This is a genomic window from Chryseobacterium jejuense (assembly GCF_017877355.1).
GTDB lineage: Bacteria > Bacteroidota > Bacteroidia > Flavobacteriales > Weeksellaceae > Chryseobacterium > Chryseobacterium jejuense_A.
Genome location: NZ_JAGIPR010000011.1, coordinates 106,859 through 133,272, shown reverse-complemented (window position 1 = coordinate 133,272; position 26,414 = coordinate 106,859). Strand labels below are relative to the sequence as shown.

22 protein-coding genes are annotated in these 26,414 nt (G+C 35.2%); 8 read left to right on the top strand and 14 right to left on the bottom strand.

What is annotated here, in order from left to right; genetic code table 11:
• Nucleotides 1-10: 10 nt before the first annotated feature.
• The gene (locus J2772_RS19570) at nucleotides 11-1,714 is read right to left on the bottom strand and encodes a glycoside hydrolase family 3 protein (RefSeq protein WP_209919672.1); all 1,704 of its coding nucleotides are present in this window, start codon (nucleotides 1,712-1,714) and stop codon (nucleotides 11-13) included.
• Nucleotides 1,715-1,830: 116 nt separating this feature from the next.
• Between J2772_RS19570 and J2772_RS19565 the strand changes: the two genes are divergently transcribed.
• Entirely contained in the window at nucleotides 1,831-2,385 is a 555-nt protein-coding gene (locus tag J2772_RS19565) for a hypothetical protein (protein ID WP_209919670.1), read from the top strand.
• A 352-nt stretch (nucleotides 2,386-2,737) separates the two neighbouring features.
• Here J2772_RS19565 and ribA read toward each other — a convergent pair whose 3' ends face one another.
• The 8 genes from ribA to J2772_RS19525 all read right to left on the bottom strand — a co-directional run bounded on the left by ribA (nucleotide 2,738) and on the right by J2772_RS19525 (nucleotide 9,820).
• Entirely contained in the window at nucleotides 2,738-3,334 is a 597-nt protein-coding gene (ribA, locus tag J2772_RS19560) for a GTP cyclohydrolase II (protein WP_209919668.1), read from the bottom strand.
• 18 nt (nucleotides 3,335-3,352) lie between these two features.
• A complete protein-coding gene (locus J2772_RS19555; RefSeq protein WP_209919667.1) occupies nucleotides 3,353-3,811 on the bottom strand; it encodes a hypothetical protein in 459 nt (152 codons plus the stop codon).
• The gene (locus J2772_RS19550; protein ID WP_209919666.1) at nucleotides 3,808-4,422 is read right to left on the bottom strand and encodes a DUF4254 domain-containing protein; all 615 of its coding nucleotides are present in this window, start codon (nucleotides 4,420-4,422) and stop codon (nucleotides 3,808-3,810) included. The genes J2772_RS19555 and J2772_RS19550 overlap by 4 nt, the downstream gene beginning before the upstream one ends.
• 15 nt (nucleotides 4,423-4,437) lie before the next feature.
• Nucleotides 4,438-4,650, bottom strand: a complete 213-nt coding sequence (locus tag J2772_RS19545) for a twin-arginine translocase TatA/TatE family subunit (protein ID WP_209919665.1) — start codon at nucleotides 4,648-4,650, stop codon at nucleotides 4,438-4,440.
• A gap of 31 nt (nucleotides 4,651-4,681) precedes the next feature.
• On the bottom strand, nucleotides 4,682-6,244 hold the full coding sequence (locus J2772_RS19540) for a murein hydrolase activator EnvC family protein (protein ID WP_209919664.1): 1,563 nt from the start codon (nucleotides 6,242-6,244) through the stop codon (nucleotides 4,682-4,684).
• Nucleotides 6,241-7,086, bottom strand: a complete 846-nt coding sequence (locus tag J2772_RS19535; protein WP_209919663.1) for a DUF4292 domain-containing protein — start codon at nucleotides 7,084-7,086, stop codon at nucleotides 6,241-6,243. Before J2772_RS19535 ends, J2772_RS19540 begins: the two co-directional genes overlap by 4 nt.
• Before the next feature lie 114 nt (nucleotides 7,087-7,200).
• Entirely contained in the window at nucleotides 7,201-8,217 is a 1,017-nt protein-coding gene (locus tag J2772_RS19530) for a sugar phosphate nucleotidyltransferase (protein WP_209919662.1), read from the bottom strand.
• Nucleotides 8,218-8,365: 148 nt separating this feature from the next.
• Nucleotides 8,366-9,820, bottom strand: coding sequence for a lipopolysaccharide biosynthesis protein (locus J2772_RS19525; protein ID WP_209919661.1), 1,455 nt, complete (start codon nucleotides 9,818-9,820; stop codon nucleotides 8,366-8,368).
• Nucleotides 9,821-10,026: 206 nt separating this feature from the next.
• Between J2772_RS19525 and J2772_RS19520 the strand changes: the two genes are divergently transcribed.
• On the top strand, nucleotides 10,027-11,364 hold the full coding sequence (locus J2772_RS19520) for a dihydroorotase (protein ID WP_209919660.1): 1,338 nt from the start codon (nucleotides 10,027-10,029) through the stop codon (nucleotides 11,362-11,364).
• Nucleotides 11,365-11,569: 205 nt separating this feature from the next.
• Here the strand turns inward: J2772_RS19520 and J2772_RS19515 are convergent, their stop codons facing one another.
• The 3 genes from J2772_RS19515 to J2772_RS19505 form a co-directional block, all read right to left on the bottom strand.
• Nucleotides 11,570-13,867: a GH92 family glycosyl hydrolase gene (locus J2772_RS19515; protein ID WP_209919659.1), complete on the bottom strand. Its 2,298-nt coding sequence runs from the start codon at nucleotides 13,865-13,867 to the stop codon at nucleotides 11,570-11,572.
• A 78-nt stretch (nucleotides 13,868-13,945) separates the two neighbouring features.
• Nucleotides 13,946-14,626 carry a response regulator transcription factor gene (locus J2772_RS19510; protein WP_209919657.1) on the bottom strand — a complete coding sequence of 227 codons (681 nt, stop codon included), beginning with the start codon at nucleotides 14,624-14,626 and terminating at the stop codon, nucleotides 13,946-13,948.
• A gap of 18 nt (nucleotides 14,627-14,644) precedes the next feature.
• Complete coding sequence (locus J2772_RS19505) at nucleotides 14,645-15,892, bottom strand: sensor histidine kinase (protein WP_209919655.1); 1,248 nt, start codon at nucleotides 15,890-15,892, stop codon at nucleotides 14,645-14,647.
• Nucleotides 15,893-16,062: 170 nt separating this feature from the next.
• Here J2772_RS19505 and J2772_RS19500 point away from each other — a divergent pair, with 170 nt between their 5' ends.
• From J2772_RS19500 to J2772_RS19485, 4 genes are all read left to right on the top strand, one after another.
• Nucleotides 16,063-16,473 (top strand): DUF1573 domain-containing protein, encoded by a 411-nt coding sequence (locus J2772_RS19500; RefSeq protein WP_209919653.1) that lies wholly within the window; start codon nucleotides 16,063-16,065, stop codon nucleotides 16,471-16,473.
• Nucleotides 16,474-16,660: 187 nt separating this feature from the next.
• The gene (locus J2772_RS19495) at nucleotides 16,661-17,542 is read left to right on the top strand and encodes an SDR family oxidoreductase (protein WP_209919651.1); all 882 of its coding nucleotides are present in this window, start codon (nucleotides 16,661-16,663) and stop codon (nucleotides 17,540-17,542) included.
• A gap of 86 nt (nucleotides 17,543-17,628) precedes the next feature.
• Nucleotides 17,629-19,563, top strand: a complete 1,935-nt coding sequence (locus J2772_RS19490; protein ID WP_209919648.1) for a M1 family metallopeptidase — start codon at nucleotides 17,629-17,631, stop codon at nucleotides 19,561-19,563.
• Nucleotides 19,564-19,862: 299 nt separating this feature from the next.
• Nucleotides 19,863-20,690 carry an endonuclease/exonuclease/phosphatase family protein gene (locus tag J2772_RS19485; RefSeq protein ID WP_209919647.1) on the top strand — a complete coding sequence of 276 codons (828 nt, stop codon included), beginning with the start codon at nucleotides 19,863-19,865 and terminating at the stop codon, nucleotides 20,688-20,690.
• A 3-nt stretch (nucleotides 20,691-20,693) separates the two neighbouring features.
• Here J2772_RS19485 and J2772_RS19480 read toward each other — a convergent pair whose 3' ends face one another.
• Both J2772_RS19480 and J2772_RS19475 read right to left on the bottom strand, forming a co-directional pair.
• Nucleotides 20,694-21,380 carry a response regulator transcription factor gene (locus tag J2772_RS19480; RefSeq protein WP_209919645.1) on the bottom strand — a complete coding sequence of 229 codons (687 nt, stop codon included), beginning with the start codon at nucleotides 21,378-21,380 and terminating at the stop codon, nucleotides 20,694-20,696.
• Nucleotides 21,370-22,689, bottom strand: a complete 1,320-nt coding sequence (locus tag J2772_RS19475; RefSeq protein WP_209919643.1) for a sensor histidine kinase — start codon at nucleotides 22,687-22,689, stop codon at nucleotides 21,370-21,372. The genes J2772_RS19480 and J2772_RS19475 overlap by 11 nt, the downstream gene beginning before the upstream one ends.
• Nucleotides 22,690-22,806: 117 nt before the next feature.
• On the opposite strand from J2772_RS19475, the gene J2772_RS19470 reads away from it, so the two are divergent.
• Nucleotides 22,807-23,640 carry a GLPGLI family protein gene (locus tag J2772_RS19470; protein ID WP_209919641.1) on the top strand — a complete coding sequence of 278 codons (834 nt, stop codon included), beginning with the start codon at nucleotides 22,807-22,809 and terminating at the stop codon, nucleotides 23,638-23,640.
• Between the two features lie 184 nt (nucleotides 23,641-23,824).
• Nucleotides 23,825-26,194 carry an outer membrane beta-barrel family protein gene (locus J2772_RS19465; RefSeq protein ID WP_209919640.1) on the top strand — a complete coding sequence of 790 codons (2,370 nt, stop codon included), beginning with the start codon at nucleotides 23,825-23,827 and terminating at the stop codon, nucleotides 26,192-26,194.
• Nucleotides 26,195-26,414: the final 220 nt, after the last annotated feature.

Here is a 26,414-nt window from a genome sequence, read left to right as displayed (position 1 = left end):
TGATGTTGTTTTATTTTGTGTTCATCGGGGAAGCAGGATTAAGGTCTATACCCATTCCCGGCTTCAGTTGATCGTTAACCAGTACAGGAAGTCTGCCCCAAATTTTTGTTTTTCCATTTAATGCATCTGCTGTTGCATTCATAGAATCGTCATTGTTTTCATAAGATACCAGAACTGTGGAAACTTTTGACAGATCAATATCTTTTAAAGCATAGGCGCTTCCGAATACATTAAGAATCACATTCTGATTTTTAGTAAGATCAGCAAGAACCTGTTTAGATTCTGAAGATATTTTATACGGCTTATAAGCTGTTGAATTATCCTTGTGGAAACCAACAACTACTGTAGATCCCGCTGGAATGGTATTGATCTCACTTGCCTTTTTGATCATAATATTAGATCCCATTCTATTAGCGAATGTCTGGTAAGGAGCTTCTTCTAAAGGAACATAATAAACTTGTTTTCCGGATAGAGGAAGCAGTTTTTTTTCATCCTTTAATAACGTTAATGCATTAGAATAAAGATTTTGAACCAATGTTTTATGAGAATCATTATTCAGGTCAGCATTGATATTTTCCGGATTTTTCGGAGTGTACTGGGTAAGTCCTAAGAAATATTTTGTTAAAAGAATCTTTTTTACACTTTCTTCTACTCTGGATTGAGAGATTTCTTTGTTATCAATGGCTTTCTGAATCAGTTTTTTCCCTTCAGAAACTCCCTGAGAGAAAAGCATAATATCATTTCCAGCTTTAAATGCCATAGCATCCAGTTCTCCTGGTTTGTATTTGTTAGCAACAGCGCCCATATTTAAAGCATCTGTTATAATTAATCCTTTATAGCCAAGTTTATCCTTCAATAATCCTGTGATGATATTTTTAGAAACAGAAGCAGGAATACCTTTTCCGGATTCTAAGCTTGGAACGTATAGGTGAGCTACCATAACCCCGCCAATACCCTTATCCATTAAAGCTTTAAATGGAGCCAGCTCTGTTGAGTTAAGTCTTTCCATATTATGGGAAACCACCGGCAGATCAAGATGTGAATCCGTACTGGTATCTCCGTGGCCAGGGAAATGTTTAATGGCTGCTAAAATATTATTGTCCTGAAGTCCGTTAGAATAGGATAGAGCAGAGCTGATCACATTATCCACTTCAGAGCCGAAGCTTCTGTTACCGATGATAGGGTTGTTCGGATTGGTATTTACATCCACTACCGGAGCAAAATCCCAGTTGATCCCCATTCTGTGACAATCCTCAGCAATTTTAGCAGACATCTGATACACTAAATTTTTGTCCTGAATAGCTCCCAAAGTCATGGCCCATGGAAATTTATGTGCTGTTGCAATTCTCTGGAATAAACCCCATTCCGCATCCATTCCGATCATCAAAGGGATTTTGGATTTTTGCTGGAATTCATTCACCAGGTTGATTTCTCTTGCGGCATCATCCTGCATCAGGATTAAACCTCCGATTTTATCATTAGCAACAATGTTTCTTACCTGATTGATATAGTCTTCTCCTTTATTGGTATAAAGAGCAACAATAAAAAGCTGCCCCAGTTTTTCATCCTGTGAAAGATTTTTATAAATTTTTTCAACCCATTGCTGAGCCTTTTTCAGATCTTCTTTCGAAGTATTTTTAGGCTGATACTGGGCATTAATCCTAGGACTAATCAATGCTGCAATAAAGAGTGAAGTATATAATAATTTCTTCATGACTTTTTGAATAAGAACAAAAATACAATTAAAAAAATTGACAAAAACAAAGATTTTGAAATTTTTGGTATATGATTTGAATACGCAATATAAATAATAACTAAACATTTATAGAAATGAGAAAAATTCTTCCACTTATATTATTAGCCGGTGTCGGATTTCTTACATATAGTTGTGATAATAGTAATGATGATCCGGTTGTGGTAAACCCAGGAAAGGATAATGATACTTTTCCAATTATGACGGATGCGACTGGATCATTTACAGCAGCAAACAATTATACATTAATATCTGATATCAATATTCAATCTACTGATGTCGTTCTTGTATATAAAAAAGAAGATAATCTGTGGCAACAAATTCCCAAAACATATTATCTTGATGATGTAAATGGTTTGCCAACAAATAGAGAACTGGATTATAACTTTAAGTTTAATAGTAGTGTTGTAAATGTTGAAACAAAAGCAAATTTTAATCAGGGAACACAAATGACATCCGCAGAAATTTCTAAATATTTGACAAATCAAACATTTAGAATTGTATTAGTACCTGCTGATCCAGCTAAAAAGTCTGCAAAAGCAGCTAATAGTGTTGATTTAAGTGATTATAATGCGGTAGTAAAGTATTATAACCTTGATGAATCAAAGATTAAAACAATCAATGCTCATTAATTACGAAATATCTTTTCAGTTTTTTATAATTAAAAAAGCTTCGGGAGTATCTTCCGGGGCTTTTGATTTTTATATAAGTTGAATGATAGAAAAGTTCAAAATGATCAGATTGAAAGTAATAAACGATAGTATCTTTAATGATCTTTTAAAAGCTGTTAAAGATCTTTTGATGAGGTAGGTGGACCAACCCTCTTTAATAGAATAAAAAAACAACAGGAATGAATTAAATCAGATTCCATTTTAATTATAAAAGAGATTACATGGTTTTTATCAGGTTTTATACTGAAATATATTCCGGTCTAGTGAGACCTAATAAAAAGCTTCAGAGTGAATTCTGAAGCTTTTATTTTATCTAGTTATCATTGTCATCGAGTAGATGTCCAAAGAAATCTTTTTTGGTTTGCAAATAGCCTTTACTAATTTCGTTGGCCGGAATTTGTAAAGGAATCCTTGAGTTGAGATGAACATTGCTGTCTACCACATATTTTACCTTTTCAGGATTATTGGTCAAAAGGTTGACATCTTTTACATCCAACAGATTAAGAATGTCAATGGCTACACCAAAGTTTCTATCATCTGCAGGAAGTCCCAATTCAAGATTGGCCTGTACGGTGTCAAGTCCTTTTTCCTGTAATGAATATGCCTTTAATTTATTGATGATGCCAATATTACGGCCTTCCTGACGAAGGTAAATAATAATGCCACCGTTTTCGTGGATATATTTCATTGCTGCATCCAATTGCTGGCCGCATTCACATTTTTTTGAATGGAAGACTTCTCCTGTAATACATTCTGAATGGAAACGGACATTAACAGGTTTTGAAAAATCTGTATTGTCTGCGATAATTGCCATGTGAGGCATCCAGTCATTTTCATTTTCGGAGAAAGCGATCATTCGGAAATTGCCGTGCTCTGTAGGAACATTGGCTTCCGCCTGAATTTTAATCATTGATAGTTCAATTAGTTTTTAACTTCCTGGTAGAGCATCTTCAATTACAGAAATATTGGTTTTTAAACGTACCAAGTATCTGTTAAGAACTTCATCATCATCCTTTTCAAGGCTTTGTCTTTGCTTTTGAATTTTTTTGTATGATTTTTCGAAGCTTTTCAGTGCTCTGCTTTTACCTGCAGAATTATTGGCATCAATAGCATATAAATAATTCTGAAGGCTGTATTTCAAGCTTGTGACTTCATCATTAAGCCCGTTGTTTTTAAACTTAGGGAAAGTGGAGATGATATTTGAAATCTCAGAAGCATTTATGTTTTCCTTGATATTGATATTAAAACTCTTCTTTGAACCTCTATCAGAATCAGAGCCTTTTGTATCGCTATAAAAGTTATTTGACAGCGGAGAAAGGTTAAGCTTTTCCGTTGCACAGGAAGATGTTAATATTAGTAATACTCCAAAAAAAACTAGTCTTTTCATTTTTGTTGCCCTTTTTGATAAAGGATTGGGTTAAGACTTTCATCGTTATACATTTTCATTTGTTTGTATACTTTCATCTTAACATTACCGTTTTCAATATCAGCAAGCAACTGATCTATAGAAGTTGATAGATCTTCCTTCTGAATAAGCAGAACATCCAGTTTAGCCTGGCAATTGTTTCTGTGTTCTTCAGAGGCGGATTCTCTATTGGCTTCTAATGACATATGATAAACCTTTAAGGAAAGAATGGATAATCTGTCTACTGCCCAAGCGGGAGTTTCTGTATTTATCTTTGCTTCAGGTTTAGGAGTTATATTTTCAAACTTATTAAGGAACCAGCTGTCAATATATTCTACCAGATCAGTTCTTTTCTGATTGGAGGCGTCTATTGTTCTCTTGAGTTGAAGAGCTTCAGCTGGATCAATATTTTCATCTCTAATTATATCTTCCAGATGCCATTGAACGGTATCAATCCAGTTCTTTGCATACAAAATCCGTTCCAAACTATCTTTTTCGAACGGGTTATTAATTAGAGTGTTAACGTCATCAGACACGTGATAGTCTTCAATAGATTGATTGAAGACTTTCCATGCAGTCTCGGTAAATTTCATTAATTCTAAGGAATTTTAGTTACTTGGAGAATTATTGTTTGTTGAAGACGATTTGTTTTCAGAACCTGGTTTGTCTTCTTCTTTTACCGCATCTTTAAATTCTTTGATTCCTGAACCAACTCCTCTCATTAGTTCCGGAATTTTCTTTCCTCCAAAAAGCAATACTAAAACGATCGCTACGATAAGGATATGCTGCCAAGATATGGCAAGTATTGTTAGTGTATTCATCTCTTAAAATTTTTGCAAAGTTACACTTTTTTTAATATGAAATCCAACCTAATGGATCAACTGGTGTACTTCCATTCCATACTTGGAAATCAAGGGTGTAAGCACCGTCAAAATCCTGAGCGACAGTTCCTACAGGAGTTCCAGCAGATACCTGTTGTCCTTTGGAAACACTTACATTTCCTAAGTTGGAATAAATGGTAAAGTAGCTTCCGTGTTTAATGATTACAGTCTTTGTACCATCATTGTTAGCCAGTACTGAAGATACAGATCCCGGATATACAGATTTTGCACGGGTACCTGATGGCACAGAAAGCTTGATACCATTATTTTCTTCTGTAATATTTTTAAACACAGGGTGTGGCTGTCTTCCGAAACGGTGAGTAATTCGTCCGGCTTTGTCTGTAGGATATCCTAATCTTCCTCTGTTTTCGGCAAAACTGCTTCCTGCGGAGGTAGTAACTCCATAGCTTGTCATAGCCTTAGATTCTGCCGCTTTTTTGTCTTCTTCTTTTCTCTTGGCTAGGGCCAATTCTGCAGCTCTGGCTGCAGCTAGTTTATTTGCAGCTTCTCTAGATTTGGCTGCTGCCTCATCAGATGCTTTTTTAGCCGCTATTTTTCTTGCTTCATCTTTTGCATTGGCTTCCGCTCTTGCTGCTTCTTCATTACGCTTTCTTTCTTCCTCAGCTCTTCTTGCTGCTAATTCAGCTGCTTTTTTAGCTTCCGCTTCAGCAATTCTTCTTTCTCTTTCCAAAGCTTCCGCTCTTGCCTTAGCTTCCGCTTCAATTCTTGCTTTTTCTCTTTCCGCAGCAAGTTTTGCTAAACGTATTTTTTCGGCTTCTGCTTTTCTTCTGGCTTCTTCTTCCGCTTTTGCGATTCTGATCTCTTCAGCAATAATTGCTCTGATCTGTCCTTCAAGAGCTTTGGACTGAACTTGTTTTTGTTTCAGTTCACCAGTAAGTTTTACTTCGTTCTTTTTAAAATCAGCTACCAGTTGCTCTTTTTGAGCCCTTTCCGCATTAATTGTTGCTAAATCCTTCTGTTGGTTTACCAGAAGATTCTCTTTCTCTTTTACAGAGTTTTGTCTTTGCGTAATGGTTTTTTTGATTTGGTTAGCAGCATTTGTAATTTCAGCAGCTTTTTTATCCTGATAATCTGAATACTGTTTTAAATACTGTACTCTTCGAATACCTTCACCCAAATTTTTAGAAGAAAGAATGAAGGTTACTTTATTCTGTACCCCTTTATTTTTATAGGCATTTACCAAGACTTCAGCATAATTCTTTCTCAGAACTGCCAATTCCTTATTCTGACGGTTAATTTCAAGCTGCTTCAGATAGATGTCATCTTCAATAAATCTCTTTTCTTTTTGAGTATTATTATAGACCTTTTCTCTTAAGACTAACTTTTGATTAACGTTGGTAAGGTAGGCTATGGAAAGTTTAGATTCGCTTCTTGTTTTAGCTAAATCCGTATTTATTTGTGCAATTTGTTTTTTAAGTTCGGCATTCTGCTTCTGCAGTTGTTCTTTGTTCTGCTGTCCCTGGTGCAGTCCAAACATAAGAACACCTATTAAAAAGCTAAATTTTTTAATCATTTAATCTCAATTTTCTTATAACTGGATGGTACAGAATAAGGTGTTTCCATCCTCGAAAAGTCAAATTTCGTATTTTCCAGTAAAATTTGACTAGATTTTGAACCTTTTATAATTATTTTAACATTTTGCGGAAGGCGAATTCCATTGTATTCATTCCAGTCACTGTAAGATATTTCTAACTCATCGGGAGATAAAACGTCTTTTAGATTGACACTCAGCAAATCATAATTGGTGTCATATTGAAGCTCAATTTTGTACTCTCTGTTTTTTTCATCGGTTACAATTTTCTGGTTTATATTAGAAACCATTTTATAGCCCTGTGCATTTTGAGTGAGTGTAAACTGAGAATCGTTAATCTTTACAAAAGTTCTTCCCAGCAGGATTTTCTCCAGTGCTTTATAATCAATAAAATTAACATTCAGCAGATTATTAAGATAATCAAAATCTGAATCAATATAAGTTTTGCTGGTTTTATCCTGCCCTTTTATTCCATCCGGAGTTGCAATCCCTCTGGCTACATTCAGAAAAAGAGCTCTAAGGTTCATCCAAACTTTTTTATCATTTTCAATATAAACCGTAGCATCTAATGTAGGTATGAAACTCCCTGTTTCTACACGAACTTTACTGTCTATCTTAATTTGTTCAAATTTTGGTGGGATCAATACATGTTCGTAAAAGGTAAGTTTATCTCTCACCGGTTGGTTTACGTCTTTTGGATTTCTGTTATCTTCAGCTGTTTTGATACTGTCCTGAGTATTACCTGTATTACTTTTTACAGCATTACGGGTTTTACAGGAGGATAAAGCAAGAAGCAATAAAAGAAGTGGGATCCAATTTTTCATGTATTTATCTTTTTTCGGTTAAAAAAACACGGTGCAATATTAACGCCAAACCACACAAAACATTCTGTGTGGTTTGGTTTTATCTTATTTAAGTTAAAGAGTTTCTAATCTCATTTATTTGGAAAGAAAATCTAACACTGAATAATCTCCCAGAGAAATTTCTCTTGCTACTCCAAAATACTGAGCAGAATTACCAATCATAGAATTGGAAAGATTTCCGTGGTTGATTCTTGTATTTTCCTGAACTAGAGAGTTTTCAATATTAGAATTTACAACAGTGGTGTTGTTTCCTAACGAAACTCCAGGTCCTACTTTAGAGTTGGAAATTTTTACATTTTCTCCAATGAAACATGGTGGAATGATTAATGAATTTTCAATCACTGCAGATGCAGGATAGTTAGCCATTTCAGCTGTTTCGTAGGCAAGAATCTTACTGTTGGTTTCTACTGTAGCATTTTTGTTACCGCAGTCCATCCAGTCGTTTACTTTTCCCAGTGTGAATTTAGCTCCTTTTGATCTTAAGTTTTCCAGGGCTGTAGTCAATTGATATTCTCCGCCATTTTTAATATCATTATCCATGATATAGTTGATTTCTTCCATCAGTTTTTCAGCGCTGTTGAAGTAGTAAATACCAATAATGGCAAGATCTGATACAAAGGTTTTAGGTTTTTCAACGAAATCAGTAATGAATCCATAGTTATCAAGCTTTACCACTCCGAATGCGGATGGATCTTCTACACTTTTTACCCAGATTACTCCATCGGAATTTTTATCCAGTTGGAAATCTGCGCGGAAAAGAGTATCGGCAAAAGCAATAACCACATCTCCTGTCATTGACTGTTCAGCGCATTTGATGGCATGAGCAGTTCCAAGAGGGTCGTTCTGATAATATATGCTTCCTTTTGCTCCCAGTTTTTCGGCAATCTGAATTAACGATTTTTCAATCTCAGAACCAAAGTCTCCGATGATAAAAGCTACTTCTTCAATATTTTCTCCTGCAACTTTAGCGATATCTTCCACTAATCTCTGTACGATAGGTTTCCCAGCGATAGGAATAAGTGGTTTTGGAACTGTTAATGTATGTGGGCGTAATCTGGAACCACGTCCAGCCATTGGAACAATAATTTTCATAGATGGTATAACGATGTTTTTTGTTTAAATGTAATGTATTTTGGACTAAATATAATAATTAAAGCATTTCCAAAAAGTAATACTTATCACATTTAGCAGTTTGTTTAGTTTTTTAAAGCTTAATAGTCATCAAAAGAAGGACCAATTTCTAAGTCTTTTTAAGAACTTTGGATATTATAGCTTTTTCTTTAAAGGCTACAAGGCACAAGAACAAGATAAGAAATAGATTTCCTACCAGGTAGTTGGTTCTGAACTCATAAAAAGAGAGTAAGGAAAAAGTAATGGTGAATGCCAGATACATTACTATTTTCCCTGTATTATAATGAATAGGATATTGTTTCTGGCCCCAGATGTAGGAAATAACCATCATGGAGGTAAAGGTTATTAAAGCCGCCATGGCACTTGCCCAATATCCATATTGAGGAATGAACAGGAAGTTAATTAAAATAGTAATACATGCTCCGATAATTGATATGTATAATCCAACTCTTGTCTGATCTGAAAGCTTATACCATATGGAAAGATTAAGATAAATTCCTAAGAATAAAGCGCCAAGCATCACAAAAGGAATAATTTTAATCCCTTCATAATAAAGAGGATTCCCCAGGTATTTCTCTGATATCCACTGAAGGTTTACCATAAGACCCATATAAATTATACAGCTGCAAATGACAAATATATCCATTAATACAGCATAGGTTTTATGGGAGTCTTTATTTTTAAAACTTGAGAAGAAATAGGGTTCAATACCCAGTTGATAAGCCTGTCTGAAAACGGTAATGAAGGTTGCAATTTTATATACAGCACCATATACACCAATCTGGTGACGAGCTTCTTCTTCAGGAAGTAAATATTTCAAAAACTGTCTGTCTAAAGTCTGGTTTACAATACCTGCCAGTCCGGCAATCATAACCGGCCATGAATAATTCATGATTCTTTTCCATAAGTTGAAATCAAATTTTGAAAAACTGAAACTGAAGAATTCTTTTCCAACAATTAAAAGAGTAATGATACTTTGTATAAGGTTTGCCACAAAAACATATCCGATACCGAAATCAGGATTGTATTTTAAACCCAATATTCCTTCAGGGTGTTTGGGAAGCCATTTTATAAAAAATAATACCAATAAAAAATAGATGGATGAACCTGCTACTTTTGAAAGCATATATTTAAAAGGTTTGCCCTGAAGTCTTAGAATTGCTGATGGAATAGTGGCAAAAGCATCCAATGAAAGAATGAACAAAAAGATGACCAGAAAGTTTACCTGATCTGGAGTTTCAAAAGCCTGTGCCAGCTGATATCGGAAAACATATCCTAAAATGAGATAAATAAGACCTATACTGATAATACTTACCGAACATGTTGAAATTAATGTTTTCTTGTCAATGTTTTCTTCTTGTGCAAAACGAAAGAAAGAAGTTTCCATACCGTGAGTAAGTAATACTGTAATTACACCAGCAATAGAATACCAGTCTACAAACGGAGATGAGGCTGCAGGTCCAAAAAAAGAGGTGACGATTGGGGCAATAATAAATGGGAAAATTCTGACTAATACAGAACTTAGTCCATATACCGCAGTTTGACCTAGTAATTTCTTATACAATTCGAAAAATTTTATGCAAATGTAAATATTTAGAAATTGATTTATTACCAGTGGTATTAAAATTCATTCATAAACCTTAATTTTGCTTTTTAGAGAATTTAAAAGCAAGATGTTATCAATTAATAATTGTATTTATTCATCAGCCCTAATTGGCAACTGACCTTTTTTTACTCTCTGATTTCTAATCTAAATTTCTAAAAAGTAAAATGAAGACCCTAATCAAAAATGTGAATATCGTGAACGAAGGTAAAATCTTTGAAAGCGATATCTTAATAGAAAATGACCTGATTTCTAAAATAGCTTCCGGTATTTCTGAAGATGCAGATCAGATCATTGATGGTTCCGGACAATACCTTCTTCCGGGTGTGATTGATGACCAGGTGCATTTCCGTGAGCCGGGCCTTACCCATAAAGGAGATATTGAAACCGAGTCAAGATCAGCAATTGCTGGTGGGGTGACCAGCTTTATCGATCAACCTAATACTGTTCCTAATGCTGTTACTCAGGAGTTATTAGCTGATAAATATGAAATAGCTTCTCAAAAAGCATATGCCAACTATGGTTTTATGATGGGAGGAACCAATGATAACCTTGAGGAAGTGTTAAAAACAAATCCGAGAAATGTTCCGGGAATTAAATTGTTCTTGGGATCATCTACAGGAAATATGTTGGTAGATAATCCAGAGACCCTGGAAAATATTTTCAGCAATACAAAAATGCTAATCGCTGTTCATTGTGAAGATGAAGCTACCATCAGAGCCAATACTCAAAAGTATATGAATGAATATGGAGAAGATATTCCTGTGAAGTTCCATCATTTAATCAGAAGTGAGGAGGCTTGCTACAAATCTTCTTCGAAAGCTATTGAACTAGCACAGAAAACCGGAGCAAGACTTCACGTTTTCCACCTTTCAACCGCTAAGGAAATGGAGTTATTCAGAAATGATATCCCATTAAAAGATAAAAAGATTACGGCAGAGGTATGTGTTCATCATCTTACTTTTACCAATGAAGATTATGATACCAAAGGAGGTTTGATCAAATGGAATCCGGCTGTGAAAACCCAAAAGGATAAAGATGCGCTTTGGGAGGCATTGTTGGATGACAGAATTGATGTTATTGCAACAGATCATGCACCTCATACTGCGGAAGAAAAAGATAATGTATATACAAAATGTCCGTCGGGAGCGCCATTGGTTCAGCATTCATTAGTAGTGATGTTGGAGAATTATAAAAATGGTAAAATCTCTCTTGAGAAAATTGTTGAGAAAATGTCTCATAATCCAGCTATTCTTTTCAGAGTAGAGAAGAGGGGGTTTGTAAAAGAAGGATATAAAGCAGACCTTGTTTTAGTAGATTTAAATGCAGACTGGACGGTATCCAAAGATAATTTACTATATAAATGTGGCTGGAGTCCATTGGAAGGAATGAACTTGCATTCTAAAGTTACCCACACCTTTGTAAATGGACACCTTGTTTATGACAATGGAAAAATTGCTGAGGAGAAGTTTGGAGAGAGATTGCTTTTTGAAGTGAAAGAGTAAGACTATTATAAAATTCAATAGAAGCGGGCCTTAGCTCGCTTTTTTATTTCAAGTATTCCATTGGCTTTAGCCAAAACATATTAATATTGTGATTGGGGCAATGCTATGTAATATTTTATTTCTCGCAGATCACACAGATTACGCAGATTTTAAAACACAGCCATCTGCTTAATCTGCGAGAGATTATTTAAAATTCTGAGAAAGCCTATTTTTTAGCTTTATTCCCCATATAAAAAGTAAGTTTTCCACCATTCATAATTTCAGCATGCTTTAACGTAAAGTTCTTAATCTCTTTTCCATTTAAAAGAATCTTTTGTACATATACATTTTGTGAACTTTGATTGATGGCTTCAATTTCAAAAGTTTTTCCGTTTTCTAAATTTAAAATTGCATTATCAATGGCTGGGCTTCCGATAGCGTAATTTTCCGAACCGGGAGCTACCGGATAAAAACCTAATGAACTTAAAATATACCATGCACTCATTTGTCCCGCATCGTCATTTCCTCCTAATCCATCAGGAGTTGCTTTGTATTGCATTTCAAGAATATGACGAATCTGTGATTGGGTTTTCCAGGGTTGGCCTGCCCAGTTATAAAGATAAGTGACATGGTGTGCCGGTTCGTTTCCGTGAACATACCCACCAATAATTCCTTCTCTGGTAATATCTTCAGTATCTGCGAAAAAAGCATCGGATAAATGCATAGAGAACAGCTCATCCAGTTTTGACGCAAATTTCTTTTTTCCACCCATCATTGTGATCAGTTCATCAGGATTGTGCGGAACAAAAAAACTATAGTTCCATGAGTTTCCTTCAATGAAACCCTGTCCGTGGGTACTTAATACATCAAAATCTTTTTTGAAGCTTCCATCAGCCAGGCGCGGGCGCATAAATCCAATAGATTTATCAAAATTATTCTTCCAGTTTCCAGAGCGATTGATGAATTGATTATAGATTTCAGTTTCTCCTAAATGCTTTGCTAATTGAGCAATAGCCCAATCGTCATAGGCGTATTCCAGGGTATTGGAAACTGAAGTTCCATTTTTTTCAGCAGGAATATAACCTAAGTCAATATATTGTCCGATACCTTCATAATCTCTTTTATTGGCTGTTTCCACACAGGCTTTAAGAGCTTCTTTCGGATCACCATCATAATTCCCTTTGATAATAGCATCTGCAACTACACTTACGCTATGATAGCCACTCATGCACCAGTTATCATTGGCATAATGTGACCAGATGGGTAGCATTTTCATGGAAAATTGATTATAATGAGCCATCATTGATCTCACCATATCATTATTCCGTTTAGGCTGGATAATATTAAAAAACGGATGAAGTGCCCGATAGGTATCCCAAAGAGAAAATGTAGTATAGTTGGTGAAGTTCTCAGCTTTGTGTATATTCTGATCCAGTCCTTTATATTCTCCGTTTACATCCATATAGATTGTGGGGTTGATGAATGTATGATACATCGCAGTATAAAAATTGGTCTTTTGGGTATCCGAACCTTTAATGACGATTTTATGTAATTCTTTGTTCCAGTCTTCCTGTGCTTTTGCTTTGATCTGGTTAAAAGACAGACTTCCGGTTTCTTTTTCAAGATTTTCCAATGCGTTGGCCTGACTTACGGGAGAAATGGCAAGTTTTATTTCAATAGCTTCATTTTCATTCGTATCAAAATCAAAATACATTTTCAGGTTCTTTCCTGCTATTTCCGGAAGGTTTTTAGTCTGGTCAAATTTTCTCCAAAATCCTTTGTATGCTTGCTTTTCATCATAACTTTTCTGGCCATAGGATTTGAATGGTTTTGAAAACTTCATCGCAAAATAAACAGTTCTGGTTCTTGCCCACCCATTGGTTTGCCTGTAACCGGTGATCGTGTTGTCATTTTCCACACGAGCGTAGGTCCATACATTTTTCCCATCATAATTGTAAATTCCGGCCATCAGATCTAAAATAATATGAGACTGGTCAGATTTAGGGAAGGTATATCGATGAACCCCAACTCTAGGAGTAGCTGTTAATTCCGCCAAAATATTATGATCGTCAAGTTTTACCTGATAGTATCCGGCTTCTGCTTTTTCGTTCTGATGTGAAAACCTGCTTCTATACCCGTTTTCAGGGTTGGAAGCTGTTCCGGGATTAAGCTGAAGTTTCCCCACAGTAGGCATTATCAGAAAATCTCCGAGATCAGAGTGTCCTGTACCGCTGAAATGCGTAGAACTAAATCCTGTGATGGTTTTGTCTTCATAGCGGTAACCCGCACAGTATTTGTAAACTTCACCATTGTATTTTCCATTAAGTTCATAAGAGACAGTATCGGTTTCAGGGCTTAATTGAATGGCTCCAAAGGGAACGGTAGCACCAGGGTAGGTGTGTCCCATTTTTTCAGTTCCGATGAGTGGATTTACATATTGATACAGTTTTTCAAATTTTTGAGCTTTACTATATAGACTGAAAAACAGCAATGCAACAAAAATAGAAGTCCCCGGATTTCTCATAAGCGAATAGATTATTAACAGATAAAATTAATTAAAAACCAAAGAATAAAGCACTTTCGTTTAAATTTATAGACCATTTTATTTTTCAGAGAACCGAAACCCTATTCCGTGTAGATTTTCGATCATGATATTTTCCTCATTCACAAATACCTTTCTCAATCTTGAAATAAATACATCCAGACTTCTTCCCATAAAATAATCATCATCTCCCCAGATTGCCTTCAAAATGTCCTGCCTTTTCACAACGGTATTTTTGTGACGGATGAAATAGTGTAGAAGCTCAGACTCTCTTTGAGTAAGAGTAATGGTATCGAGGGCGTTTTGTAAAGTGTAATTTTTAGGATCAAAATCATAGTTCCCCACTTTGTATTTGGAGGGATGGATACTCGTTTTTCTTGTCCGTTTTAGAAAAACTTCAATTTTCAGAATTAGTTCTTCAATACTGAAGGGCTTTACCAGGTAATCATCTGCACCTATTTTCAACCCTTTAATTCTATCTTCTTTTAATGCTTTGGCGGAAATGAAAATAATAGGGATTTCGGTATTCTTATCACGGATGTATTGAGCGAGTTCAAATCCGTTGACTCCGGGCATCATGATGTCTAAAAGGCAAATGTCAAAGCTTTGTGTATCGAATGCTTCCAATGCGGATCTTCCATCAGGATAGCAAGAGATATTATAATAGCTTTCCAGGCTATCCTGAATAAGGAACGCTATTGTTTCATCATCTTCTGCATACAAAATTTTAGACTTTTCCATGGCTTGCATATTATAAATTTAAAAGGGTAAAAATAAAGTAATAGTAATTCCTTTATCAGTATTGTTTTCAACAGAAATTTTCCAGTTATGCTGCTGAACGATCTTTTTTACATAGAACAATCCTAGTCCAAAACCGTTTACCTCATCACTTTTTTGAGTATTTACCCTATAAAATTTATCAAAAATATGAGGAATGTTTTTAGATGGAATCCCAATTCCATTATCTTTAAATTTTAAATATAAGCCTTTGGAATCTTTAGAGTACGAAATGAGAATGTTTGGGGTTGTATCGCAATACTTGATGGAATTGTCAAGAATATTGTACACGATATTGGTGAAGTGAAATTCATCTGCTATAATGGACGTTGTATTTTCAATCTCTATCCGGATCGTAAGATGTTCATTCTTTTGCATAATCGTTTCTGCAATTTCTGTTATGAATGGTAATAAAACGATTCTTTGAAGTTTCAATGATAATCCGGAAGCATCGTTTTTAGCAATATTCAATATTTTTTCGATATGATTGTTCAGTTTATAGCTTTGATCACTGATAATGGAAGTGTAAGTCTTAAGCTTAGGGTTTTCTTTTATTAGCTGCTGCTTGGTAAGCGCTTCGGAGGCTAAAAGTATGGAAGATAACGGAGTTTTGAACTCATGGGTCATATTATTGATAAAATCTCTTTGAAGTTCGGAGAACTTTTTCTGTTGAATGATCGTATATATGGAATATACATACACCAGAAGAATGATTATAAGGGCAAAGGTAAGTAAATACCAAAAGCGTAATGAATTGACCAGATAAGTGGCTTTATCCGGAAAACGTATAGAAAAATAATAAACAAGGTTTTTATGTTTCGGAAATTTTATTACCTTATTATTGGTACTTTTCTGATGGGTGGATATATATTTCCCATAGATCATTCTGTCGCTACGGCAATTATAGAGCGCATACACATAATTGGTATTGATTTGAAAACGGGTGAATTCAGTTTTTAAATAATGTTCGAGTACTGCAGGATGAAAATCATTGTTGATATTTACCACATAATAGTCATTGGAAATATTCTGTACAGGACTTTCAGTAAAAGATGTTTTTCCGCCGGATAATTTTTCCGCTACTTCCAGCAAAGCGATATTGACTGTCTGATTAAACTTTTTATCTTCAAGGTTATATGCCTGGCGGGTCCATAGAAGTTGTGCCACCAAAATTCCGATGATAGCAACAAACCCAAGGGTGATGATAATATTAAGTTTCTTGATCTCCATTTTCAGAAGCAATATTATCCAAAAATATCTATTTATTTTTTGTCATTAACAACTTATTAACAAATGTTTGAGAGCGGTTAACAAGCCGGATCACTAATCACCTTTACATTTGCTATATCAAAAAGATCATTACCAAGTTACTCTTTAACTATTAACAAAAAATTGTACTCATGAAAAATTTAAAAATTACTGCTCTTTTAGCTGTTTTAGCATGCTCTCCTTTTTATGCAGGTATATTTCCTGTTGAAAATACTTCTGTTGTAAAAGTAATAGCAGACGTTGTTAAATGGAAGTCCGAATCTATTGACGTGGGAAACATCCCTCAGGGGAAGCCCAAATTGATCAGATTTGAATTTACCAATACCTCTTCAAAGCCGATTGTAATAGAAAATGTAGCACCATCATGTGGCTGTACAACAGCAGACTATACAAAAACACCAATCCTTCCCGGAAAAAAAGGATTTGTTGAAGCTAGTTATAATGCGGCAAGTCCGGGAATGTTCATGAAAACAGTTAATGTTACAACAAGTGACAGTAAAGCCCCTAAAACGCTTTCATTCAAAGGAGTAGTTGTTTCCTAGTTATTATTTAGAAATGTATTGAGAACAACCCGCACATTGATTGTCGGGTTGTTTTTTTGTTAAATGGGGATAATGATTTGCACAGTTTTTTAAAATGATGAAGAGAATAACTATTTATAACATCATTTCTCGAAGTATTTTAAAACTTTGCATTTTAATATTTATTATTTTTAAGAAAAAATATTTTATGAGTCTATATACACAACCGATGTTGCGCGAAGGTGCACTAAAAGATAAAGTAGCGATTGTAACAGGTGGCGGAAGCGGTCTTGGAAAAGCGATGACCAAATATTTTCTTGAATTGGGAGCCAATGTGGTGATCACTTCCAGAAATCTGGAAAAATTACAGACTACTGCAAAGGAACTGGAAGCAGAAACAGGCGGTAAAGTGCTTTGTGTAGCTTGCGATGTGAGAAATTGGGATGAGGTGGAAGCGATGAAGGAAGCAACACTGAAAGAATTCGGAAAAATTGATATTCTTTTGAATAATGCAGCCGGGAACTTTATTTCTCCAACAGAAAAACTGACTCATTCTGCATTTGATTCTATTTTAGACATTGTTTTAAAAGGAACAAAAAACTGTACACTTTCTGTAGGAAAACATTGGATAGATTCTAAAACTCCTGGAACTGTTCTGAATATTGTAACCACTTATGCATGGACGGGCTCTGCTTATGTTGTTCCATCTGCCTGCGCAAAAGCCGGGGTATTGGCAATGACAAGATCACTGGCCGTAGAATGGGCAAAGTATGGAATCCGTTTCAATGCGATTGCTCCCGGACCTTTCCCAACAAAAGGGGCGTGGGACAGACTTCTTCCGGGAGATCTGCAGGAAAAATTCGATATGAAGAAAAAAGTTCCCTTAAGAAGAGTAGGAGAACATCAGGAGCTGGCAAATCTTGCGGCTTATCTTGTTTCTGATTATTCTGCTTATATGAATGGTGAAGTAGTAACTATTGATGGTGGAGAATGGCTGCAGGGAGCGGGAGAATTCAACATGCTTGAAGCTATTCCAAGTGAGATGTGGGATGCGTTGGAAGCAATGATTAAAGCAAAAAAATCAAACTAACTTAATTAATTTTAAAAAAATGCCCGGATTTGTAACAATTCCGGGTATTTTTTTTACCTATACATTAATTAGAAATAATTTTTCAAATGAATTTAAAACTTCCAACTCTTGTTTCAGCTATTACGGTTTTCTTTTTTTCAGGAACTGTATCAGCACAGGAAACACCAAAGTATGATTATATAGAAGCATTTAAACCATTCTTCTATCCTCAGACAGGTACGGAAACCCGCTCTGCAAGCGGACAACCGGGACATGCCTATTGGCAAAATGCAGCAGATTATCATTTGAATATCAGCTTGAATGAAAGTAAAAAAGAGATTACAGGTACTGCTGAAATTAAATACACGAATAATAGCCCTGATAAGCTTAGCTTCCTATGGTTACAGCTTGACCAAAACCTGTTTGCGAAAGATTCCCGTGGAAATGCCGTTGTTCCTTTGTCAGGAAGCAGAAACGGAGCTCATGGAGAAAGTTTTGAAGGGGGATACACCATTAAAGCTGTAAAAATTGATGGTAAAGAGGTAAGATATACCATTACAGATACAAGAATGCAGATTGATCTTCCTGGTGAACTTAAAGCAAGAGGAGGAGTTGCAAAAATTGCTATTGAGTATTCTTTTATTTCACCGGAATATGGATCAGACAGAATGGGAATACAGGATACAAAGAATGGTAAAATCTTTACCATGGCACAATGGTATCCGAGAATGTGTGTGTATGATGATGTAATGGGATGGAATACGCTTCCGTATGTAGGAGCGTCTGAATTTTATCTGGAATATGGAGATATTACGGCCAATATTACGGTGCCGGCCAACCATTATGTCGTAGCGTCAGGAGAACTTTTGAATGAAAATGAAGTATACACTAAAGAAGAAACAAACAGATGGAACCAGGCCAGAAACAGTGATAAAACAGTAATGATTCGTCCGGAATCTGAAATGGGTAAAAATAAATCTATAGGAACAAAGACCTGGAAGTTTAAAATTACACAAGCCCGGGATTTTGCATGGGCATCATCTGCCGGTTTTATTTTGGATGCAGCGAGAATAAATCTTCCCAATGGCAAAAAATCATTGGCTATTTCTGCTTATCCTGTAGAAAGTGCAGGTGAAAAAGCATGGGGCAGATCTACAGAGTATACTAAAGCAGCCATAGAACATTATTCCAGTAAATGGTATGGCTACACATATCCTGCAGCAACCAATGTAGCTGGAAATGAAGGTGGAATGGAATATCCGGGAATTGTTTTCTGTCATATGGATTCGAAAGGAGAGGAACTTTGGGGTGTTACAGATCATGAGTTTGGGCACAACTGGTTTCCTATGATCGTAGGTTCTAATGAGCGATTATTTGCCTGGATGGATGAAGGATTTAATACATTTATCAACGAAATTTCAACAGAGGCATTTAATAAAAGAGAGTATTACAGAAAAAAGAGTCTGGGACAAGCTGGGAACTTTTTTATGAATGATAATCTGGAGCCTATTATGGTGGGCCCGGATAATATGAAGGAAAGAAGTATTGCTGCTTTGGCTTATTATAAACCGGGTGCCGGATTATCTATTTTAAGAGAATCCATTTTAGGTCCTGAAAAATTTGATAAAGCTTTCAGGATGTATATAGATCGCTGGGCCTTCAAACATCCTACTCCGTGGGATTTCTTTCATACTATGGAGAATGTTTCTGGAGAAGAATTAACCTGGTTCTGGAGAGGATGGTTTTTCAATAAATGGAAAATAGATCAGGCAGTGAAGAGTGCTAAATACATTGATGGAGACTTTAAAAAAGGTGCTCAGATCACTGTTGAAAATATCGGACAATTACCAATGCCTACGATTGTTCAATTGAAATTTAAGGACGGAACATCCAAAAATGTCAAAATACCTATTGAAGTCTGGAAGCGAAATACCGAATGGACTTTCAAAGTGGATTCTAATAAAGAAATAACAGAGGTTAAGCTAGATCCTGATTACCAGATACCTGATGTTAATCTGAATAATAACAGTTTGGTATTATAATCCCTGTAATTTTGAAAAGTATATTTTAACTTAAACTTAGGTTAAGGAAATTAAAGGCTGGAAGCTGGAAGAAAGAGGCTGGAAGTTCTTTTAGTTATAAGAACCACTCCATTATACAATTAAATTGCCATACAAGAGAAAATAATTATTGTTTATGAATTTCAGAACTTCCAGCTCCTGGCTTCAAACCACCGGTAATTCTTACCTCAAATTGAAGTTAATTTAACATTATTGTGATACAAATAAGACTTCTCTATCATGGAGAAGTCTTATTTTTGTCTCAAATTGATAAAATAATTATGAATTTCAGATTTTCAATGATGTTCCTGGTACTTTTTGTATGGGGATTTTCGCAGGACCTTACCGTAATGAGTTTTAATATCAGACTGAATGTTGCTTCAGATAAGGAAAATGCATGGCCAGAAAGAAAACAGGATGTTGCGGGTTTATTAACCTATTATCATCCTGACTATTTTGGTGTTCAGGAAGCGCTTCCGGAGCAGATGAAGGATATTAAAAATGAATTGAAGAATTATGATTATATTGGAGTAGGAAGAGATGATGGTAAAGAAAAAGGAGAATTCTCTGCTATTTTTTATGATACCCAAAGGCTGGAAGTGGTGAAATCAGGGACGTTCTGGTTATCTGAAACTCCTGAAAAACCTTCAAAAGGTTGGGATGCAGCATTGAACAGAATCTGTACCTATGCTGTTTTTAAAGATAAAAAATCAAAAAAGGAATTCCTAGCGATGAATCTTCATTTCGATCATATCGGAAATGTAGCCAGAGTAAAGTCTTCAGAACTTATTTTGAAAAAGATCAAAGAACTTAATCCTAAAAATCTGCCGGTAACAGTAAGTGGAGATTTTAATCTTACAGAGGATACAGAACCGGTTAAAATTCTTTCACAAAATATGAAGGATACTTTTTATCATTCGGAAACGAAGCATTATGGTCCTGTAGGAACCTTTACGGCTTTTAATATTAATGAAATCCCTAAAGAAAGAATCGATTATATCTTTACAAAAGACTTTAAAATAAGATCTCACCGCCACATTAATGATAGAAGAGAGAACCTTCTATATCCGTCGGATCATTTTCCGGTTATGGTGAAGCTTTCTTTTTAAAAGCTAATTGGTTGGAAAATTAATTTCAAATCCAATTCCTCTGAGGGATTGGATTTTTATTTCCGGATCATTACTAAAATACTTGCGCAGTCTGCTGATAAATACATCAAGGCTTCTTCCTGTAAAATAATCATTGGTTTCCCACAGGTTATCCAGAATATTATTCCTTGTAATGGTGGAGTGATTATGCTTCAGAAGGTACAAGAGCAGTTCCTGCTCACGAACAGTCATGCGTACAGTACCGTTGGGGTGGGATAGCAGAAGTTTTTGAGTGTCCAAAGAGTATTCCCCTATTTTCACCTGAGACTCTGTAATGGGTGGTATGGTTCTTTTCAGAATGTTTCTTATTCTCAATACCAGTTCTTCAGGATCACATGGTTTGGCAATATAGTCGTCAGCCCCTATTTTTAATCCGGTTAATCGGTCAATTTTCTGGTTCTTTGCCGTTAAAAATAAAAGCGGAAAGTCATTTTTCTCTTTTAGTATTATTTTAGCAAGAGAGAAACCGTCAATATTAGGCATCATAACATCCAAAATACCCATCTGAAAAGAAAAATCAGTAGAAAGAAATGGGATGATATCTTCAGGATTTTGGAACCAGCTGACGTCAAAATCTTCCAGTTCAAGATATTGTTTAAGGATGGTTCCGAAATCGGAGTCGTCTTCTGCCAGTAGAATTTTAGTCTTCATAAGGAATGGTTATTTTAAAAGTACTTCCAGTGCCGGGTTGGCTGGAAACATCAACCTTGCCGTGATAGGATGTAATGATTTCCTTTACAAAATACAGCCCAAGCCCAAGCCCTTTGCTGTTATGAATATTATTAGCTTGTATTCTGTAGAACTTTTCAAAAATGTTCTTCAGTTCTTTACTTTCCATACCTTGACCGTTATCAGAAACTTCAATTTTCAGATGTTGAGCAGAATTACTGGTATTAACTGTTACAACGGAAGCTCCGTATTTTATACTGTTTTCACAGAGATTCTTTACCACCGTTTCCATAAGGTTTTTATCAAAAGGAAGCTGTCTGGAAATTGTGTTTTCAAACTTAAACTCTATCTTCGGATAAGTGAAGGCCAGATCCTGAACAAAGAAGTCCCAATTTTCAGGTTGTATAGAGGTCATTTCCTCCGGTGTTTCATCCTTGTGAAGCTGTAACATCAGGCTTTCCAGTCTTGTAATTTGTCGGTCAATTAATGGAAGAGTGTCTGGATTCCAGCCTTTTTTCAACGTTTTGGATGCTATTTTTAAGGTGGCTATTGGGGTTTTAAACTCATGTGAAATGTTATCCACAACAGTGTGGAGAACTTCTACCTGTTTTTGTTGTTTGATGAGGTTCTTGACAGTGAAAATATACAATAGAAGAACACTTGCAAGCAAGATGATACAGCAGATAATTAATAGAATAATCTCTCTGAAAACAAGACTTTTTATATTTTCAATTTCAATTTCTGTTTGGGTATCAACATGAAATGAATCCATTCCATTAATAGCATTTTTCCCTGTTGTTTCTTGAGTAGAGGATGTTCTCCATGTTCCGATGCTGGTAATAGCTGGTTTTCTAACCTTATCTTTTGTTTCATAAAAGATAACCGGTTGTTGTATCAGTTTGATACTGTCCGGAAGGTGGAGAAGCTGAATATATTGAATTCTTACACAGATGATATATCCGTCTTTTTTTCGGCGCTCATTGATGTAAGCTGTTAAATTCTTACCAGAATGTTTTTTTTCATTTACCAAATATTTTAAAAAATCCTGTTTACTGAGATTTTTGTTATAGTATCTGATAATATTCTTTTGCAGAGAATCGTCTTTTGAATCTTTAGCAGAATGATTATTCACCACCTGATCGGTATAGACTGAGATACCCTTATCTACGGATCTGTATATTTCCCTTTCTTTAACCTGATAGGTTTTATACATAAAATAAACCTGAATTCCCAGCAGAAAGAGGAATAGTATGGTAAAAATATAAATCAGGTTTTTGTTATTAGATATCATCGAAACAAAGATAAAACTTTAGTATTTCACTGAAATCGAATTTTTATCATTAACCTTTCATTAACCTTATAATTTATATGGTTTTTCTTAATTTTAAAAGATTAATAGACTATTTTTATGAAAAAACAGATTGCCTTTTTTGTGATACTGATGGGGATCATTACGAATGCGCAGACCTATCGGTTCATCTATGAGCTTCAATACAGACCGGATCCTCATGATGCAACTTATGATAAAGAAGAAATGGTACTGGATATTAACCCGGAAGAAGTAAAATTCTATGAACTTGAATTTCTGGTAAATGATTCTCTGAATATCCTTCATGGTGGGATGTCATCCCAACATACCAGCCTCTCAGAACAAACGATCATTCGGAAAAGGAACTCTAATAAAAATAAAAATTATTTTCAAATCAGGATGATGCCTTATTATTATGTTTTTGAAACAGAGGATAATATTCAGTGGAAAATAGAGACAGAAACTAAAAAAATCAATAACTATAATCTGCAGAAAGCAACGGCAAACTTTGGTGGAAGAAACTGGACCGCTTGGTTTACTCCGAATATTAATATTCCTGAAGGTCCTTATAAATTCAGAGGGTTGCCAGGATTGGTTTTGTATGTGGAAGATGATAAAAAAGACTTTATCTATTCTTTCTCGCGGAATGTTAATCTACCAAAGACATATGATACAAAAGGTTTTCTCGAAAAACATTATTCATTGGATCCCATCACTATTAGTTTTAAGAAATGGATAAAACTAAATCTTGAGTTTTATAACGATCCCTATGCGAGAATGAGAACAGAGTTTCAACCGGATTGGAATGTCCGAATTGAAGGTAAGCAAATCAAAAGTAAAGAAGAATTTGCAGGGCTAACCAAACAGACACAGGTGAATATAAAAAAATATTATAACCCGATAGAACTGGATAAAGCAATTCCTTATCCATAAAAAATAATTCCTATTGACTTTAAAAGCCTGAATGATCCGATTCAGGCTTTTCCATTTTTTAAGCAAAACAGACGTTAACCCATCATTAACCTTTCGTTAACCGAAATTCTCCTGCTCAATATGGAATTTTGCCCTGTAAAAATAAGGTATAGTCCTGTTTTATATCATTTTTAAAAATGTAATCATGAACAAAACTCTTCTTTTTCTGTGTCTTCCCATGATGATGCTGGCTCAAAAACAAAAAATTGCAGGAACGGTAATGAATACCGAAAATGAAAAACTTTCAGCAGTAAATGTTGCTCTGTATAATTTCAGAAATGAATTAATTAAAGAGTTAAAAACCGATGGTGGTGGAAGTTTCACTCTTGAAGGTATTAAAGAACAAAATGTAAGGCTTGTGGTGAAGAACGATGGATATTTTTTATTTGAAAAGAATCTTAATCTGGAAAAACCTGAAGCTTTACAAATTATTCTCAGAAAGGAATTCCAGGAAATAGAAGGAGTTGTGATGACCAAACGGAAACCACTGGTGACAAGAAAGGTAGATCGTCTGGAGTTCAATGTGGAAAATAGTAATATTTCATCACTCAATGCATGGGAAATCTTAAAGAATACACCCAGTGTTACGGTAAATAATAATATGCTAATCGTGAAAGGAAGTACAGGAATTCTGGTTACAATTAATGATAAAAAAGTAATGCTGACCGGTGATGAACTTAAAAATCTTTTGGAAAATACACAAGGAGACGAGGTGAAATCTATAGAAGTAATTACCAATCCACCGGCAAAATATGAAGCTTCGGGAAGTGCCGTGCTAAATATCGTCATGAAAAAGAATAAGATTGAAGGCTATCGTGGAATTCTGTCTTCAAAATATGTTCAAACACAGTATGCAAAAGCAGTTTTCGGACTGTCGCAATATTATAAGAAGGATAAGCTCTCCATTATGGCAAGCTATTATAAAGGGATGGGAACTTATTTCCGGGAAGGATCCGATTATGTCCGTTATCCCGAAAGTGAGACTATATGGATAAGCACAATGAATAGGAAGGATAAAAACATTAACCAGAATACCCTGAATTTTAATGTGGAATATGAGCTGGACAGTTTAACCAGCTTAAGCCTCAACTATTCAGGTTTTTTTTCTCCAAAGTCCTATGGAGTATACGATGTGCCTACATTAATTTATAACAGTCAGGATATTGTAGAATCTCATTATAGAACGCTGAATGATCATGAATCAAGTTCCATTAATAATTCAGTAAGTTTTCAGATAGATCGAAAACTGAATAAAAAAAGCAATTTATCCTGGATCAATTATTTTACCGGTAATAATTCCAGTAAATACCAGAATGTAACTACTGATCTGGATTTTGTAGGTCAGCTTCCAAGAAAAGATCATTTTCTGACTCAGAATGAGGCTGATGTTCAGTTGTATTCCACCCAATTGGATTATCAATGGAAAGGGGAAAAGCTGGAAGTAGAATCCGGGGCAAAATATAGCTTTGTAAAAACAAACAGCAAGCTTGACTTCTCTGATAATGAAAATGGATTCATGGAATTCAGACCTGAAAAAAGCAGTATTTTTGAATATAAAGAATATAATTTCGCTCTATATTCTTCCTTATCTTATAATATAGGGAAATGGAATTTTAAAGGAGGTCTTCGTGCTGAAATGACAGACCTTGAAGGAATTGTTTCGGAGCCTTATAACCGTAATAAAAATAATTACTGGAATTTCTTTCCAACCTTTTACGCTCAGTATACCACAGAAAATAAACATGAATTTGGGTTTTCTTATGGGAAAAGAATCAGCAGGCCTTCTTACTCATGGCTGAACCCGGCAAAATCTTATTATAATTTGTTTTCTTACTTTCAGGGAGATCCTCAATTAAAAGCTACTATTATTCATAATCTTAATCTTACCTATTCCTGGAAAGATTGGAATCTGGATCTGTATTACCGTAAAGAATTATATCCTTCTATGGAAATATCGTATCAGGTACCAGAAGCCAATAATGTAGTTTATCATTTTACGAATATTGAAAAAGGACAGGCATTTGGGTTCAGTCTGTATAAAAATTTTCAAATAAAGCCTTGGTGGAATGTTGTTCTCTCTGAAAATCTGGAGCGCAATGAAAATTATTTCAACGGAGTGGATGGAATGTTGCACGAAAATAAAGTATGGAATTTGAGATCCAATATTTCTACCAGCTTTACTTTGGATAAAAATAATGATTGGAAAATGGAGTTGGGACATCATTATAATTCTCCGGAAGTACAGGGCCCTTTCAGAATTTCCAGTAGTTGGTCTGCCTATTTCGTGATGAATAGAAAGTTTTTCAATAAAAAACTGGAGGCTGCATTTATTGTGAATGATATCTTCAGAACCACACGTCAAAAGATCGTTACCAAGTATGCCAATCAGGATAATTATTTTCTGGATTATGCAGATACTCAAGGGTTCACATTGTCGTTGAAATATAATTTTGGAAACCAATCCGTAAAGAATGCCAAAACAATTAGAAAAGCATCTGAACAGGACAGGCTTTAACCTGAGTTTGGGTTAGGGAAACTAAGATTGAGGGCTGGAAGCTATTTTAGTTATCGTCTTTATAGTCACTATACAATTAAATTGCCTTAAAAAAGAGAAAGTAGCTGTTGTTGATGACTTCCATCTTCTGGCTTCTAGCTTTTTAGAATATTTTAAATTAAAAACCAATTACCATAAAACTTTATCATAAAAGAAATTCTCGCTTGATGTTACATTTTCG

Bases quoted from the DNA above. Each gene is read 5' to 3' on its own strand.
- J2772_RS19570 (WP_209919672.1), bottom strand. From the start codon at position 1,714: ATGAAGAAATTATTATATACTTCACTCTTTATTGCAGCATTGATTAGT.
- J2772_RS19565 (WP_209919670.1), top strand. From the start codon at position 1,831: ATGAGAAAAATTCTTCCACTTATATTATTAGCCGGTGTCGGATTTCTT.
- ribA (WP_209919668.1), bottom strand. From the start codon at position 3,334: ATGATTAAAATTCAGGCGGAAGCCAATGTTCCTACAGAGCACGGCAAT.
- J2772_RS19555 (WP_209919667.1), bottom strand. From the start codon at position 3,811: ATGAAAAGACTAGTTTTTTTTGGAGTATTACTAATATTAACATCTTCC.
- J2772_RS19550 (WP_209919666.1), bottom strand. From the start codon at position 4,422: ATGAAATTTACCGAGACTGCATGGAAAGTCTTCAATCAATCTATTGAA.
- J2772_RS19545 (WP_209919665.1), bottom strand. From the start codon at position 4,650: ATGAATACACTAACAATACTTGCCATATCTTGGCAGCATATCCTTATC.
- J2772_RS19540 (WP_209919664.1), bottom strand. From the start codon at position 6,244: ATGATTAAAAAATTTAGCTTTTTAATAGGTGTTCTTATGTTTGGACTG.
- J2772_RS19535 (WP_209919663.1), bottom strand. From the start codon at position 7,086: ATGAAAAATTGGATCCCACTTCTTTTATTGCTTCTTGCTTTATCCTCC.
- J2772_RS19530 (WP_209919662.1), bottom strand. From the start codon at position 8,217: ATGAAAATTATTGTTCCAATGGCTGGACGTGGTTCCAGATTACGCCCA.
- J2772_RS19520 (WP_209919660.1), top strand. From the start codon at position 10,027: ATGAAGACCCTAATCAAAAATGTGAATATCGTGAACGAAGGTAAAATC.
- J2772_RS19515 (WP_209919659.1), bottom strand. From the start codon at position 13,867: ATGAGAAATCCGGGGACTTCTATTTTTGTTGCATTGCTGTTTTTCAGT.
- J2772_RS19510 (WP_209919657.1), bottom strand. From the start codon at position 14,626: ATGGAAAAGTCTAAAATTTTGTATGCAGAAGATGATGAAACAATAGCG.
- J2772_RS19505 (WP_209919655.1), bottom strand. From the start codon at position 15,892: ATGGAGATCAAGAAACTTAATATTATCATCACCCTTGGGTTTGTTGCT.
- J2772_RS19500 (WP_209919653.1), top strand. From the start codon at position 16,063: ATGAAAAATTTAAAAATTACTGCTCTTTTAGCTGTTTTAGCATGCTCT.
- J2772_RS19495 (WP_209919651.1), top strand. From the start codon at position 16,661: ATGAGTCTATATACACAACCGATGTTGCGCGAAGGTGCACTAAAAGAT.
- J2772_RS19490 (WP_209919648.1), top strand. From the start codon at position 17,629: ATGAATTTAAAACTTCCAACTCTTGTTTCAGCTATTACGGTTTTCTTT.
- J2772_RS19485 (WP_209919647.1), top strand. From the start codon at position 19,863: ATGAATTTCAGATTTTCAATGATGTTCCTGGTACTTTTTGTATGGGGA.
- J2772_RS19480 (WP_209919645.1), bottom strand. From the start codon at position 21,380: ATGAAGACTAAAATTCTACTGGCAGAAGACGACTCCGATTTCGGAACC.
- J2772_RS19475 (WP_209919643.1), bottom strand. From the start codon at position 22,689: ATGATATCTAATAACAAAAACCTGATTTATATTTTTACCATACTATTC.
- J2772_RS19470 (WP_209919641.1), top strand. From the start codon at position 22,807: ATGAAAAAACAGATTGCCTTTTTTGTGATACTGATGGGGATCATTACG.
- J2772_RS19465 (WP_209919640.1), top strand. From the start codon at position 23,825: ATGAACAAAACTCTTCTTTTTCTGTGTCTTCCCATGATGATGCTGGCT.